General features: G+C 68.0%; 12 protein-coding genes. 6 read left to right on the top strand and 6 right to left on the bottom strand.

Annotated elements, in window-relative coordinates:
- Nucleotides 1-35: 35 nt before the first annotated feature.
- The 6 genes from fabG to KXD96_RS21930 all read left to right on the top strand — a co-directional run bounded on the left by fabG (nucleotide 36) and on the right by KXD96_RS21930 (nucleotide 5,586).
- A complete protein-coding gene (fabG, locus tag KXD96_RS21955; protein ID WP_260739791.1) occupies nucleotides 36-833 on the top strand; it encodes a 3-oxoacyl-ACP reductase FabG in 798 nt (265 codons plus the stop codon).
- Nucleotides 830-2,056 (top strand): acetyl-CoA C-acetyltransferase, encoded by a 1,227-nt coding sequence (locus KXD96_RS21950; RefSeq protein ID WP_260739789.1) that lies wholly within the window; start codon nucleotides 830-832, stop codon nucleotides 2,054-2,056. The genes fabG and KXD96_RS21950 overlap by 4 nt, the downstream gene beginning before the upstream one ends.
- A 65-nt stretch (nucleotides 2,057-2,121) precedes the next feature.
- Nucleotides 2,122-3,243: a CoA transferase gene (locus KXD96_RS21945; protein WP_260745492.1), complete on the top strand. Its 1,122-nt coding sequence runs from the start codon at nucleotides 2,122-2,124 to the stop codon at nucleotides 3,241-3,243.
- 22 nt (nucleotides 3,244-3,265) lie between these two features.
- Entirely contained in the window at nucleotides 3,266-4,459 is a 1,194-nt protein-coding gene (locus tag KXD96_RS21940) for an acyl-CoA dehydrogenase family protein (RefSeq protein WP_260739785.1), read from the top strand.
- Between the two features lie 2 nt (nucleotides 4,460-4,461).
- Nucleotides 4,462-5,154 (top strand): GntR family transcriptional regulator, encoded by a 693-nt coding sequence (locus KXD96_RS21935; protein ID WP_260739783.1) that lies wholly within the window; start codon nucleotides 4,462-4,464, stop codon nucleotides 5,152-5,154.
- 96 nt (nucleotides 5,155-5,250) lie between these two features.
- Nucleotides 5,251-5,586: a hypothetical protein gene (locus KXD96_RS21930; protein WP_396877201.1), complete on the top strand. Its 336-nt coding sequence runs from the start codon at nucleotides 5,251-5,253 to the stop codon at nucleotides 5,584-5,586.
- Here KXD96_RS21930 and KXD96_RS21925 read toward each other — a convergent pair.
- Genes KXD96_RS21925 through KXD96_RS21900 form a run of 6 tightly spaced genes read right to left on the bottom strand, consistent with a single transcriptional unit; the run spans nucleotide 5,583 to nucleotide 12,614 of the window.
- Nucleotides 5,583-7,112 (bottom strand): class I adenylate-forming enzyme family protein, encoded by a 1,530-nt coding sequence (locus KXD96_RS21925; RefSeq protein ID WP_260739779.1) that lies wholly within the window; start codon nucleotides 7,110-7,112, stop codon nucleotides 5,583-5,585. The two genes, KXD96_RS21930 and KXD96_RS21925, sit on opposite strands and share 4 nt — an antisense overlap.
- The gene (locus tag KXD96_RS21920) at nucleotides 7,105-8,709 is read right to left on the bottom strand and encodes a class I adenylate-forming enzyme family protein (protein WP_260739777.1); all 1,605 of its coding nucleotides are present in this window, start codon (nucleotides 8,707-8,709) and stop codon (nucleotides 7,105-7,107) included. The genes KXD96_RS21925 and KXD96_RS21920 overlap by 8 nt, the downstream gene beginning before the upstream one ends.
- Nucleotides 8,699-10,189, bottom strand: a complete 1,491-nt coding sequence (locus tag KXD96_RS21915; protein WP_260739775.1) for a class I adenylate-forming enzyme family protein — start codon at nucleotides 10,187-10,189, stop codon at nucleotides 8,699-8,701. Before KXD96_RS21915 ends, KXD96_RS21920 begins: the two co-directional genes overlap by 11 nt.
- Nucleotides 10,189-10,989 carry an enoyl-CoA hydratase/isomerase family protein gene (locus tag KXD96_RS21910; RefSeq protein WP_260739772.1) on the bottom strand — a complete coding sequence of 267 codons (801 nt, stop codon included), beginning with the start codon at nucleotides 10,987-10,989 and terminating at the stop codon, nucleotides 10,189-10,191. Before KXD96_RS21910 ends, KXD96_RS21915 begins: the two co-directional genes overlap by 1 nt.
- Nucleotides 10,980-11,792, bottom strand: a complete 813-nt coding sequence (locus KXD96_RS21905) for an enoyl-CoA hydratase/isomerase family protein (protein ID WP_260739770.1) — start codon at nucleotides 11,790-11,792, stop codon at nucleotides 10,980-10,982. Before KXD96_RS21905 ends, KXD96_RS21910 begins: the two co-directional genes overlap by 10 nt.
- Before the next feature lie 9 nt (nucleotides 11,793-11,801).
- Nucleotides 11,802-12,614, bottom strand: coding sequence for an enoyl-CoA hydratase/isomerase family protein (locus KXD96_RS21900; RefSeq protein WP_260739769.1), 813 nt, complete (start codon nucleotides 12,612-12,614; stop codon nucleotides 11,802-11,804).
- Nucleotides 12,615-12,671: the final 57 nt, after the last annotated feature.

Raw genomic sequence — 12,671 nt, 5'->3', positions numbered from 1 at the left:
GGGAACCCGGCACCGGAGCAGATCCTATATGAAATATGATATTCGACTGCCGGGGCGTCCCCGGGACGGAAAGCACAGGGAGGCGGGATCAGGTGTCGTTGTTGACGGGTCAGACCGCAGTAATCACCGGCGGTGCGCAGGGCCTGGGTCTGGCCATCGCGGAACGCTTTGTCGCCGAGGGGGCGCGAGTTGTACTCGGCGACGTCAACCTCGCGGAAACCCAAGTTGCGGCGAAACAATTGGGCGGCGATGACGTCGCGCTGGCGGTGCGGTGCGATGTCACCCAGGCGTCCGACGTCGAAACCCTGATCCAGACCGCCGTCGAGCGCTTCGGCGGCCTGGACATCATGGTCAACAACGCGGGCATCACCCGCGACGCGACGATGCGCAAGATGACCGAGGAGCAGTTCGATCAGGTCATCGCCGTGCATCTGAAGGGCACGTGGAACGGCACCCGGCTGGCCGCCGCGGTCATGCGGGAAAACAAGCGGGGCGCCATCATCAACATGTCCTCGGTGTCGGGGAAGGTCGGCATGGTCGGCCAGACCAACTACTCGGCTGCCAAGGCCGGCATCGTCGGCATGACCAAGGCGGCCGCCAAAGAGTTGGCCTACCTGGGCGTCCGCGTGAACGCGATCGCCCCCGGTTTGATCCGCTCCGCCATGACGGAGGCCATGCCGCAGCGCATTTGGGATTCAAAGGTTGCCGAGGTGCCGATGGGCCGGGCCGGCGAACCGAGCGAAGTCGCCAGCGTGGCGCTGTTCCTGGCTTCCGACCTGTCCTCGTACATGACCGGCACGGTCCTGGAAATCACCGGCGGCCGGCATCTATGAGCGCGCTGCGCGACACGGTCATTTGTGAACCCGTACGGACCCCGATCGGCCGCTACGGCGGGATGTTCAAGTCGCTGACGGCCGTCGACCTGGGGGTCGCCGCCCTGAAGGGCCTGCTTGAGCGCACCGGACTCTCGCCCGAGGCCGTGCAGGACGTCATCCTCGGGCACTGCTATCCCACCAGTGAGGCGCCGGCGATCGGGCGGGTGGTGGCGCTGGATGCGGGCCTGCCGGTGACGGTCCCCGGAATGCAGGTCGACCGCCGCTGCGGGTCGGGCCTGCAGGCGGTGATCCAGGCGTGCCTGCAGGTGGGCAACGGCGATCACGACCTCGTGGTGGCCGGTGGCTGCGAGAGCATGAGCAACGTCGCGTTCTATTCCACCGACATGCGGTGGGGTGGCGCGCGAAGCGGCGTCCGGGTGCACGACGGGCTGGCGCGCGGACGCACCACCGCCGGTGGCCGGCACCACCCCGTGCCCGGCGGCATGCTCGAGACGGCCGAGAATCTGCGCCGCCAGTACGGCATTCCGCGGGTGGAGCAAGACGAGCTGGCCGTGCGATCGCACCAACGCGCCGTGGCCGCCCAGAAGGACGGCATCTTCGCATCGGAGATCGTTCCCGTCGCGGTGCCCACCCGCCACGGTGAGGAGCTGATCGACACCGACGAACATCCGCGCGCCGACACGTCGGTCGAGTCGCTGAGCAAACTGAAACCCGTTTTGGGAAGCGATGATCCAGAGGCGACGGTCACCGCGGGCAATTCGAGCGGGCAGAACGACGCCGCGTCCATGTGCGTGGTGACCACGCCCGAGAAGGCCCGCGAATACGGTCTGACTCCGTTGGTCCGCCTGGTCTCGTGGGGGTTGGCGGGGGTGGCGCCCCACATCATGGGCATCGGCCCGGTACCGGCGACCGAGTTGGCGCTCGGCAAGGCCGGGCTTGCGCTGTCCGACATCGACGTCATCGAACTCAACGAAGCCTTCGCCGCGCAAGCGCTCGCGGTGATGCGGGAGTGGAATTTCGGCGACGCCGACCACGAGCGCACGAACGTGCATGGATCGGGCATCTCCCTGGGCCACCCGGTCGGTGCGACGGGTGGGCGGATGCTGGCCACCCTGGCGCGCGAGCTCAACCGCCGCGAGGCGCGCTACGGGTTGGAAACCATGTGTATCGGCGGCGGCCAGGGTCTCGCCGCGGTCTTCGAGCGGGTCGCTTCGGCGTGACCGGCCCCCTGGGTGGTCTCACCGTCGTCGAGGTGTCCAGCTTCGTCGCCGCCCCGCTCTGCGGCATGACGCTGAACCAGCTTGGCGCTGAAGTGATTCGGGTCGACCCGATCGGTGGCGCATCCGACGTTCACCGCTGGCCGTTGGCGGCCGACGGCACGTCGATCTATTGGACCGGCCTGAACAAGGGGAAGCGTTCGGCCACCATCGATTTGCGGTCCCCGGACGGCCAAGAGCTGGTCCAGCGCCTCATCGTCGACGGGGACGGCGTGGTGGTGACCAACGCCGCCGGGCTGTCCTGGCTCAGCCACGAGGCCTTGGCCGGGAGGCGTCCCGACGTCATCCACGTGCAGCTGCTCGGACGTGGCGACGGCTCCACGGGCGTGGATTACACGGTCAACGCCGGCATCGGATTCCCGCTCGTCACCGGTCCGGCCGATCATGCCGGTCCGATCAATCACGTGTTGCCGGCCTGGGACGTGTGTTGCGGGCTCTACGCCGCGCTGGCCGTCGTCACCGCCGTCCGCCGCCGGGACGAATCCGGGGTGGGAGCGCGGATCAGCTTGGCGCTCGAGGATGTCGCGCTGGCCACCGCGTCAAGCCTGGGTCTGTTGACCGAGCCGCAAGTCACCGGCACGCAACGCCAGCGGCTCGGCAACGCCATCTACGGCCAGTACGGGCAGGACTTCGCCAGTCGCGACGGCGCCAGGTTCATGGTGGTCACCTTGACCCGCAGGCATTTTCGCGATCTGGTCGATGTGACGGGCACCGGGGCCGCCGTGTGGGCACTCGCCGAGGCGCTGGGTGTCGATTTCGATTCCGAGGGTGACCGCTACCGATACCGCGACGTGCTGTCCGGCCTGTTCGGCACCTGGTTCACCGATCACACGGCCGACGAGATCACCGTCGCGCTGTCGGAGACCACGGTGCTCTTCGAGCGGTACCGCACCTTCGCGGAGGTCGCGGCGGGCCCGAAGGTGACGGCCAACCCCCTGTTTTCGCGGCTGCGCCAACCGGGTCTGGGCGACTACTTCGCCGCCGGGCTGCCGGCCGCGTTCGACGGCGTTCACCCCGCCGGCGCGCCCGCGCCAGCCCTGGGACAAGACACCGCCGAGATCCTCGAGCGGCGCCTGGGATTGACATCCGCCGACATCGAACGGCTGACGAACGCCAAGACAATCAACTAGCGAAGAAAGCCGAAGCCAACGCATGACCAAACTCGCACAGACCCTTGGGCTGACCGAATTCCAGACCGAAATCATCGCCACCGTGCGGCAGTTCGTCGAGAAGGAAGTCATCCCCAACGCCGCGGAGCTCGAACGCGGCGACACCTATCCGCAGCACATCGTCGACCAGATGCGTGAGATGGGGCTGTTCGGATTGATGATCCCCCAGGACTACGGCGGCCTGGGGGAGTCGCTGCTGACCTACGCCCTATGCGTCGAGGAGTTGGCACGCGGCTGGATGAGCGTGTCCGGCGTCCTCAACACCCACTTCATCGTGGCCTACATGCTGCGCCAGCACGGCACCGATGCGCAGAAGCAGCGGTTCCTGCCACGCATGGCGACCGGCGAATCACGGGGCGCCTTCTCGATGTCGGAGCCGGAGCTGGGCTCCGACGTGGCCGCGATCCGTACTCGGGCGGGGCGCAATCCGGACGGCACCTACACCATCAACGGCCAGAAGATGTGGCTCACCAACGGCGGGAGTTCGACGCTGGTCGCGGTGCTGGTCCGCACCGACGAGGGCGCCGACAAGCCGCACCGGAACCTGACCGCGTTCCTGGTCGAAAAGCCAACGGGCTTTGGCGAAGTCGTGCCCGGCCTGCTGATACCCGGCAAGATCGACAAGCTGGGCTACAAGGGGATCGACACCACCGAACTCATCTTCGACGGCTACCGGGCGAGCGCCGACGACGTTCTCGGCGGCACCCCGGGACAGGGCTTCTTCCAGATGATGGACGGCATCGAAGTCGGCAGGGTCAACGTGTCGGCCCGGGCGTGCGGTGTCGGCATCCGCGCCTTCGAGTTGGCGGTGCGTTACGCCCAGCAGCGCCACACCTTCGGCCAACCCATCGCCGAGCACCAGGCCATCGCATTCCAGCTGGCCGAGATGGCCACCAAAATCGAAGCGGCACACCTGATGATGGTCAACGCGGCCCGGCTGAAGGATTCGGGGGAGCGCAACGACGTCGCCGCCGGGATGGCGAAGTATCTCGCCAGCGAATACTGCACCGAAGTGACCCAGCAGAGCTTCCGGATCCATGGCGGCTATGGGTATTCCAAGGAATACGAGATCGAGCGGCTGATGCGCGATGCGCCGTTCCTGCTCATCGGCGAGGGCACCAGCGAGATTCAAAAGTCCATCATCAGCAAGCGGCTGCTCGCCGAGTATCGGGTATAACGATGACGGCTCCGGATTTCGCCGCGCGCCCACAACTTTCGGACGATGTCGCGCGCTTTGTCCGACAGCGGATCTTCGATGGCACCTACGCCGCGGGGTCGTATGTCCGCTTGGACCAACTGGCCGCCGAACTGGGAATCAGCGTCACCCCGGTGCGGGAGGCGCTTTTCGCGCTGCGCGCCGAGGGCTTGATCGACCAGCAGCCCCGCCGGGGCTTCATGGTGTTGCCGGTGACCGGGCGCGACGTCACCGACGTCGCCAACGTCCAGGCTCACGTCGGCGGCGAACTCGCCGCCCGGGCCGCGATCAACATCACCGACGACCAACTGCGCGAACTCAAGCAGATCCAGGCGGAACTCGAGGACGCCTACGCCGGCGACGACGACGAGCGGACGGTGCGCCTCAACCACGAATTCCACCGGGCCATCAACGTCGCCGCGGACTCGCCGAAACTTGCCCAGCTGATGTCGCAGATCACCCGCTACGCACCGGAATCGGTGTTTCCCGTCATCGAAGGCTGGCCGGAACAGTCGATGCGCGACCACCGGCGCATTCTGTCCGCGCTGAAAAAGCGCGACGAGCAGCTCGCGCGCGCGGCGATGTCGCACCACCTCGCCGCGGGCGCCGTCCCGTTGATCGATCACCTCACCGCGCGCGGCGTGGTCGTCGATGCGAGCCTTCCGACATCTGGCTAGCTGTTGTTTCGCGTGCTCGTCTCGGCATAGGCTGGCCTCTAAGGGGGCAACAACACAGAGCGAGGAAAAGTGCCCCGAAGGATTCGCACATCGGCCATGCTCGCTGCAGCCGTGGTCGCGATAGCCCTTGCGCCGGCTGCCGTCGCCGACCTACTCGACCCGATCCCCGGCAATGGTGTCTTCGTCGTCGGGCCCGACATCGCGCCCGGCCTCTACCACACCGACGGTTCGGCGTCGACCTTTGGGGTTTGGATAAACAATGTGCCGACCCAGGACTCGATGTGCGCGTGGTTCACCTACAGCACACCCGATGCCAACAAGGAACATGTCCTTCAGACGAATATGTCGATCGGCCCGATGTACGCGAACATCAACACTGCGGTCAAGGCCTTCGAGTCGCGGAATTGTCAACCCTGGACCCGGGTTCCCTAGGGCCGATCCGCGTCAATCAACATCTCCCGCAGCCGGCAGGTGTCGACCTTGCCGGTGCCGCCGCGCGGGACGTCGTCGTCGGATTTCAACAGCAGCCACGCCGTCGGTACCTTGAACGCGCTCAGCAGATTTCGCGCACACCGACTCAGCTGGTCGACGGACATCGCGTCGTCGCACACCACCGCCGCGCCCACCCGCTGTCCCGCCGCCGCGGGCACGTTGGTGACGAAGGCGCTGTGGACGCCGTCGATGGTGCGCAGCGCCCGTTCCACCTCGCTGGGATAGACGGTGGCACCGCTCACCTTGAACATGTCGTCGGAGCGTCCGTGGTAGAACAGGAACCCCTCCTCGTCGAGGCGGCCCAGGTCGCCGGTGGGGTAGAAGCCGTCGACGGTGAACAGTTCCTCTCGGCTGCGACCGCAGATTCCGCGCAGGGTGTGCGGTCCCCGAATTTGGATCATGCCCACGGCGCCGGCCGGGACGGGCCCGCCGCTGTCGGCGTCGACGATGCGAACTTCCATCCCCGCGAACGGTTTTCCACAACTGCCCCATGCCGCCGCGGGCATGTCGGTGTCGGCGGGGTAGCCGCAGTACGGGCCGAACGCCTCGGTCATGCCGAACAACGTGGCCCGGGCGCCGGGCTGAGCCCGCTGCTCGGGCGGGAGTAGCGCCTGTAGGCTGCCCGGCCGCAGGGACGACAGATCGGCGCCGACGGTGGCGGCGTGCCGCGCCAGCGTCTCGGCTTGGTCGGGCCAGCCGCGAAACAGCGTGACCCGCTCGGCTTCCAGGAGGCGCAGCGTGGTCTCCGGCCGCGGTATCTCTTCGGTCACCAGGGTGGCGCCCGCCAGCAGCGTGGACAGGATTCCGCTGCCGAAGCCGCCCACCCAGAAGAACGGCATCGGCAGATACAGCCGGGTGTCGGCCGTGATGCAGCGCGCGGCCAGGCCCGAGCGCACGGCGCCCAGCGCGCTGCCGTGGGAGTGCATGACTCCCTTGGGCGCCCCGCTGCTGCCGGAGGTGAACATGATGACCAACAGGTCGGCGGCCGTGACCGTTTCCGTCATGGCGTCGACGATTCGGCGGGCCCGATCGCCGGCGGTGGCGCCGGCGAGCCGGTCGGCCGTCCAGACCTGGCGCAGGGCGGGCAGCTCGGTCCGCGGCGCCAGCTCGTCGAGGTAGCGGTGTCCACGGAACTCCTCGACGCTGATCAGGAATTGCACCGCCGCGGCCCGCAGTTGCGCGGCCAGTTCGCCCGCTGACAGCAGGGTGCTCAGCGGAACCAGCACGGCGCCGACGCGGGCCAGGGCGAGGGCCACCTCGACCCAGCGGGCGCCGTTGGGCATGATCAGCCCGACCCGGGTGCCCTTGCCGACACCCGCGTCGACGAAGACCGCGGCGAGATCCCTTGTCGCCGCGTCGAGTTGGCGGTAGCTGATTCGCGACGTCGGGTCGATCACCATCGGCTTGTCCCCATAAATCGCGGCGCGCGAACGCACTAACGCATCGATGGTCGTCGAGTCAGGCATCGAGCAGCTTCCTCAGGTGCTGCCCGTCGACCTTGCCGCTGGCCAGCAACGGCAGCTGGGCGCGGGACACGACGAGAAACCGCCGGGGGATCTTGTAGGCCGACAGTTCCGCTTTCAGCCGGTCGCGCAGCGCCGCCTCGTCGAAGGCGGCGCCGTCCGGCACCACCACGACCGCCGCGACCAGCTGCCCGCGCTGGGCATCGGGGACGCCCACCACATGGGCAGTCAGCCCGCCGGTGACCCTGGCAATCGCCCGTTCCACCTCGTCCGCCGACACGTTGGCGCCCGCCGTCTTGATCATCGTGCTGAGCCGGCCGACGTAGTAGAAGAATCCGTCCGCGTCGACGCGCGCCAAATCGCCGGTGTGGAACCAGCCGTCGGCGTCGAAGCACTCCTCGCGACTGCGCCGGTAGTAGCCCTGCATGACGTAAGGCCCGCGGATGCACAGTTCCCCGACCTCGCCGCCGACCGCCGGTAGCCCGGTCTGGGTGTCGATGATTTTGGTCTCGAACCCGGGTGCCGGCCTGCCGAACGATCCGCGCCGGTTCTCGGGTTGATCGGTTTCGTCGTCGCTGATCAGCACGATGCTGCCGGCTTCGGTCATGCCCAGCATGTTGTGCCGCAATTCCGGGTCGGCCGGTCGAACGTCGGGCGCCATGATCGGGTACAGGTTGCCCCGGCGCATCGAGGACAGGTCGCGACGGGGGAAGCTCGGATGATCGGCCAGGTGGGCGATACCGGCGCTGAAACCGTTGGTCAGGGTGGGCCTTTCGGCCTCCAGCAGGTCGAGCGTCGCACCGGGATCGACGGCGTTGGAGCACACCAGCGTGGACCCGGCGAGCAAGGTGGCCAGGAGTCCGAACGCGAGGCCGCCGATCCAGAAGAAGGGCGAGTTGCAGAACAGCTTGTCGTCGGCGGTCAAACCGCGGATCTCGTTGAGGTTGCGCTGATGCCCGAGCAGGGCGGCCTGCGTGTGCACGACCCCCTTGGGCGCGCTGGTGGAACCCGACGTGTACACGATGGCCAGGGGATCGCAGCCGCGGACATCGTCTTGCGTCGCCGCCAGCAGCTCGGGGGCCACGGTAGCGGCCAGCCGGTAGAACCGGTCGATGTCGCGGACGCGCTGCACCGCGCCGGGGCCATAGCTGATGCCGACGTGCCGCAGTTGTGGCGCGGTGGGGGAGAACAACCGGCGGCCGGATTCGAAGTCGGGCTCCGCCAGCACCTCGGCCAGCCGCTGCACGTAGTCGTGGCTGCGGAAAGACGCTGTGGTCAAGAATATTTCGACGTCGCTGTCGAGCAACTGCTCGCGCAGCTCGCGGGCGGTGACGAAGGTGGAGAAGGGAACCACCACGGCGCCGATTCGCGCCACCGCAAGCATGGTGACCACGAAATCCGGGCCGTTGGGGTAGAGCAGGCCCACATGGGTGCCCTTGCCCGCGCCTGCGGCGATCAGCCCGCGGGCGAGCTCGGCCGAGCGGACGTCGGCTTCGGCATAGCTGATGCGGTCGCGGTCGCAGACGAGTAGGGGATGGTCTCCACGCGAGCGGGCCTGGCATGTCAGGACCTCGGCGACCGTCAGCGCGTCACCGCGCATGGTCGCTGTGGGCGGCGGGCGCGCTGAAGTAGCGCTGGACCGCGCCGAGGTCGGCCTTGCCCGACGGTGTCCGCGGGATGGCGCCCACGATCACGATCTCGGTGGGAATCTCGTAGCGCGCCAGCCGTGTTCGCAGATATTCCATCAGAGTGTCGGATTCGACGGAGGCGCGCTCGCGCAGTTCCACCACGGCGACCGGCGTCGCGCCGAGGCGCTGGTCGGACCGGCCGACCACCGCCGCGCCGGCAACCGCGGGGTGGCTCTCCAGGGCGGTGCGTACGTCGTCGGGCATCACCTTGAACCCACCGCGGATGATCGCCTGGTCGGCCCGCCCGACGATCCAGACGAAGCCGTCGGCGTCGATGCGCGCCATATCCGTGGTCCGCATCCACCGAGCCGACGGCCCCAGCTGGCCCGGCTTGACTTCGAGCAAACCGACCTGGTCGGGCCCGAGCGGCGCGCCGTCGTCCCCGACCACCCGCAGCTGCGCACCGGGGTTGGCGCGGCCGACGCTACCCCGTTTGGCCGCCCAGTATCGCTGGTAGTCGGGCAGTGTCCAGCCCGCCACGCCGCCCCCGAATTCCGTTGCCGCGTAGGAGGTCAGGACCGGGATACCGTACTTGTCGGTGAAGGCGTCGGCGTCGTCGGCCGTCAGCGGGGCCGTGCCGCAGGTGACCGCGCGGATGCTCTCCAGATCGGCCCTCGGTAGGTCGGAGTGCAACACCGTCCGCAGGGCGGCGGGTACCAGCGATACCGTGCGCGGGCGGTGCCTGCGCACCGCGTCGGCCCAGGCGTTCAGCTCAAAACGCTCGAGGAGCGCGAAGGGTCTTGCCTCGGCGATGCATTGCAGCACGCGGAACACGCCGCCGATGTGCACCAGCGGCGAGTTGACGATCGCGACGCCGCGCCGTAGCTCGGTGGGGGCCGGGGCGCGCTCAGGCTCGGCGCCCATCACGCTGCGCGCCAGCATGTCGTAGCCGAGGTCGATCCGTTTGGGCGGGCCCGTCGTACCGCTGGTCAACATGCGTACCGCGACGCCGGTCCGCGGGCCGGTCTCCGGCACCGGATGACTCGCCGAGCAACCGGTCTGGGCGTCCTCCAATCGGCCCGAGATCGCCACTGTGGTCGCATCGGTCGCCGGCGGCAGCAGTGTCGTCAGATCGTCCTGTTCCCCGATGATCAGCGGCAGCCGCAGGCCGGCGACGTCGGCCCTGGTGCGCTCGTCGCCGCGCGACGGGTTGATGACGACGACGGTGCCGCCGCCCAGCAGCACCCCCAGGAAGGCCGCGACGTGACCGGGCCGGTTGCGCAGCAGCATCCCGACGCCGGGTCCGTGCTCGGCGACCAGGCCGGCGACGCGCTGTGCCATGGCGCTGACCCCGGCCCACGAGATCCATTTGCCCTCATATTCGATGGCGTGCGCGTCCGGCTGCAGGTCGAGGACCTCGGCGATGCGTTGGCTGAGCGGGTGCGGGGGCATCAACGGGTCTTCGGAGTGTGCGGGGTGCTTTTGCCGCCGGAATCCTGCTGGGCCGCAAGTTCCGCCGTGCCGATCGGATTGCCCAGCCGGGTGTAGATCAGCCCCTGCTCCATGGCCGCGCGATACGGCTTGTCGAGCGACTCCCAAATCGCCTTCACCGTGCCCTGAGTCGCGCTCGGTGGCTTCGCGGCGATCGTTGCGGCGATCTCGTGCGCACGATCCCAGAGCTGCTCGGCGGGGACCACTTCCGAGACCAAACCGATCCGTAGCGCGGTGCCGGCGCCGACCCGCTCGTCGTTGCCCATCAGGGCGATGCGCAGCGTCTCTCCGAGGCCGATGCGCCTCATCAGGCCGATCGGCTCCAAGGCGCAGACCAGGCCGGCCGAGACGTGCGAGTCGAAGAACGTGGCGTCCTCCGAGCAGATGACCACGTCCGATTCGTTGACGAAGTAGAACGCGCCCGCGGTGCACATGCCCTGAACCGCGCACACGACCGGCTTCCACATCTTCTGCCATTTGGGGCTGAGCGCCTCGCCGGGATCCTCGTGGTTCCAGATGTTTTCGGGCTGGCCGTACGGCGTCTTGACGTCCAGCCCGGCGCTGAACGCGCGGTCACCGGCCGCCCGCAGCACGACCGCGTTCACCGATTCGTCGAGTTTGACCGTGCGCCAGGCGCGGGCCATCTCCTCACACATGGTGCGGTTGAACGCGTTCAACTGCGCGGGCCGGTTCAGCGTGATGGTCGCGACCCGGTCGGTCTGATCGACTTCGAGCAGGATGGTCTCGAACGTCATCGGCATTGCCAATCCGGCTTGCGTTTCTCCACGAAGGCCTTGGGCCCTTCCGCCGCGTCCTCGGTGCGCAATACACGCTCGCGGAACGTCTCGGCCATGATCTCGGCTTCGTGCAGCGGCACGTTGAGGCCCTTGATGATGGCCAGCCGAGTTCCCCGAACCGCCAGCGGCGCATTGGAGTTGACGACGTCGGCAATCTCGTGGGCCCGCTCGAGGAGCCGGTCGTGCTCGACGATTTCGCTGATCAAACCGAGTTCGTAGGCGCGCCCCGCGCTCATCCGCTCGTGCTTGCCCATCAACGCCATGCGCAGGGCAATGGAGCGGGGCAGCACGCGCGACACCCGCACCATCTCGCGTCCGGCCACCAGCCCGATGCTCACATGAGGATCGAAGAAAGTGGCTTGCTCCGAGGCGATCACGATGTCCGAGGTGGTGACCCAGTCCATGCCGGCGCCGCAGCATAACCCGTTGACCGCGGCGAGCACCGGCTTGGCGGCCGTGCGAAACGGCGGAGTGCCCTCCTGCGGCGCCTCCCATTGGTCGTAGGTCGACAGGTACGGGCGCTCGTAGATCACCTTGCCGTCTTCGGGGATGGCCTTGACGTCGGCACCGGTGCAGAACGCGCGACCGGTGCCGGTCACGATCGTCAGCCACACCTTGTCATCGTTTTCGGCCTCCACGTAGGCGGCCCGCAGTTCGGTGATCATGTGCGGGCTGAGCGCATTGAGGGCGTCCGGACGGTTCAGCGTGATGGTGGCGGTATGCCCGTCGACGTCGTAGTTGATGGTGTCGAACGAGTCAGTAGGCATCCTGCTCCCTCATCGGCCCTGGAATTTCGGTGCTCGTCGCTGCCGGAAGGCCTCCAGGCCCTCCTTGAAATCGGCTGTCCGGCAAGACAGTTCGAGGTTAAACAACTCCTGGTTCATGGACTGGCTCAGCGTCGTGTCCTGGCCGAAGCTCAGGGCCTGCTTGGCCAGCCCGATCGCCGTCGTCGGCCCCGAGGCCAGCCGCTGCAACAACTCTTCGGTGACATCGTCGAGTTCGGCGGGGCTCACCGCCTGGTGAATCAATCCCCAGTCGGCCGCATCCACCGCGCTGACCTTCTCGCCCAGCAGCAGCATTCGCCTGGCCCGTGCCAGGCCTACCAGCCGGGGCAGCAGCCAGGTGGCGCCCGAATCGGGGCTGAAACCGCGATCCACGAAGGGCTCCCAGAACACCGCGTCGGCGGCGGCGACGGTGAAGTCGGCCGCCAGCGCGAGGTTGCAGCCGAAGCCCGCGGCCCATCCCCGCACCGTGCAGAGCACCGGCAGCTGGATGCTCGCGACAAGCTCGATCACGCGGTGAGCGGCGTGGGGGATCCGCCGCACCAGGTCGCCGGTGCGGGGCCGCCGCCGGTCGTTGCTGGCCACCCAGTCCACTCCGGCGCAGAAGTCGTCGCCGCCGCGGATGTGGACGGCGCGTAACGAATCGTCGGCTCCGGCATCGGTCAAGGTCTCGACCAAGGTCCCAATCATCGGCTCGCTCAACGAGTTACGCCGCGACGGGCGATCGAGCGTTATCCGCAACACCGCGCCGTCCCGGCGCACTGCCACCGCACCCTCGGCACCGGCCGCGTCGGCCTCCTGACTCACCGTCTAATCCGGCCTTTCTGCCGATACGGTTACCCATACAGTAGGCAATACGATTGA

It is taken from the genome of Mycobacterium sp. SMC-2, from assembly GCF_025263485.1.
Taxonomy (GTDB): Bacteria; Actinomycetota; Actinomycetes; order Mycobacteriales; family Mycobacteriaceae; genus Mycobacterium.
Note: the sequence above shows the minus strand (reverse complement) of the source record. Positions and strands in the feature narration are given on the sequence as shown.

Bases quoted from the DNA above. Each gene is read 5' to 3' on its own strand.
- fabG (WP_260739791.1), top strand. From the start codon at position 36: ATGATATTCGACTGCCGGGGCGTCCCCGGGACGGAAAGCACAGGGAGG.
- KXD96_RS21950 (WP_260739789.1), top strand. From the start codon at position 830: ATGAGCGCGCTGCGCGACACGGTCATTTGTGAACCCGTACGGACCCCG.
- KXD96_RS21945 (WP_260745492.1), top strand. From the start codon at position 2,122: ATGACGCTGAACCAGCTTGGCGCTGAAGTGATTCGGGTCGACCCGATC.
- KXD96_RS21940 (WP_260739785.1), top strand. From the start codon at position 3,266: ATGACCAAACTCGCACAGACCCTTGGGCTGACCGAATTCCAGACCGAA.
- KXD96_RS21935 (WP_260739783.1), top strand. From the start codon at position 4,462: ATGACGGCTCCGGATTTCGCCGCGCGCCCACAACTTTCGGACGATGTC.
- KXD96_RS21930 (WP_396877201.1), top strand. From the start codon at position 5,251: ATGCTCGCTGCAGCCGTGGTCGCGATAGCCCTTGCGCCGGCTGCCGTC.
- KXD96_RS21925 (WP_260739779.1), bottom strand. From the start codon at position 7,112: ATGCCTGACTCGACGACCATCGATGCGTTAGTGCGTTCGCGCGCCGCG.
- KXD96_RS21920 (WP_260739777.1), bottom strand. From the start codon at position 8,709: ATGCGCGGTGACGCGCTGACGGTCGCCGAGGTCCTGACATGCCAGGCC.
- KXD96_RS21915 (WP_260739775.1), bottom strand. From the start codon at position 10,189: ATGCCCCCGCACCCGCTCAGCCAACGCATCGCCGAGGTCCTCGACCTG.
- KXD96_RS21910 (WP_260739772.1), bottom strand. From the start codon at position 10,989: ATGCCGATGACGTTCGAGACCATCCTGCTCGAAGTCGATCAGACCGAC.
- KXD96_RS21905 (WP_260739770.1), bottom strand. From the start codon at position 11,792: ATGCCTACTGACTCGTTCGACACCATCAACTACGACGTCGACGGGCAT.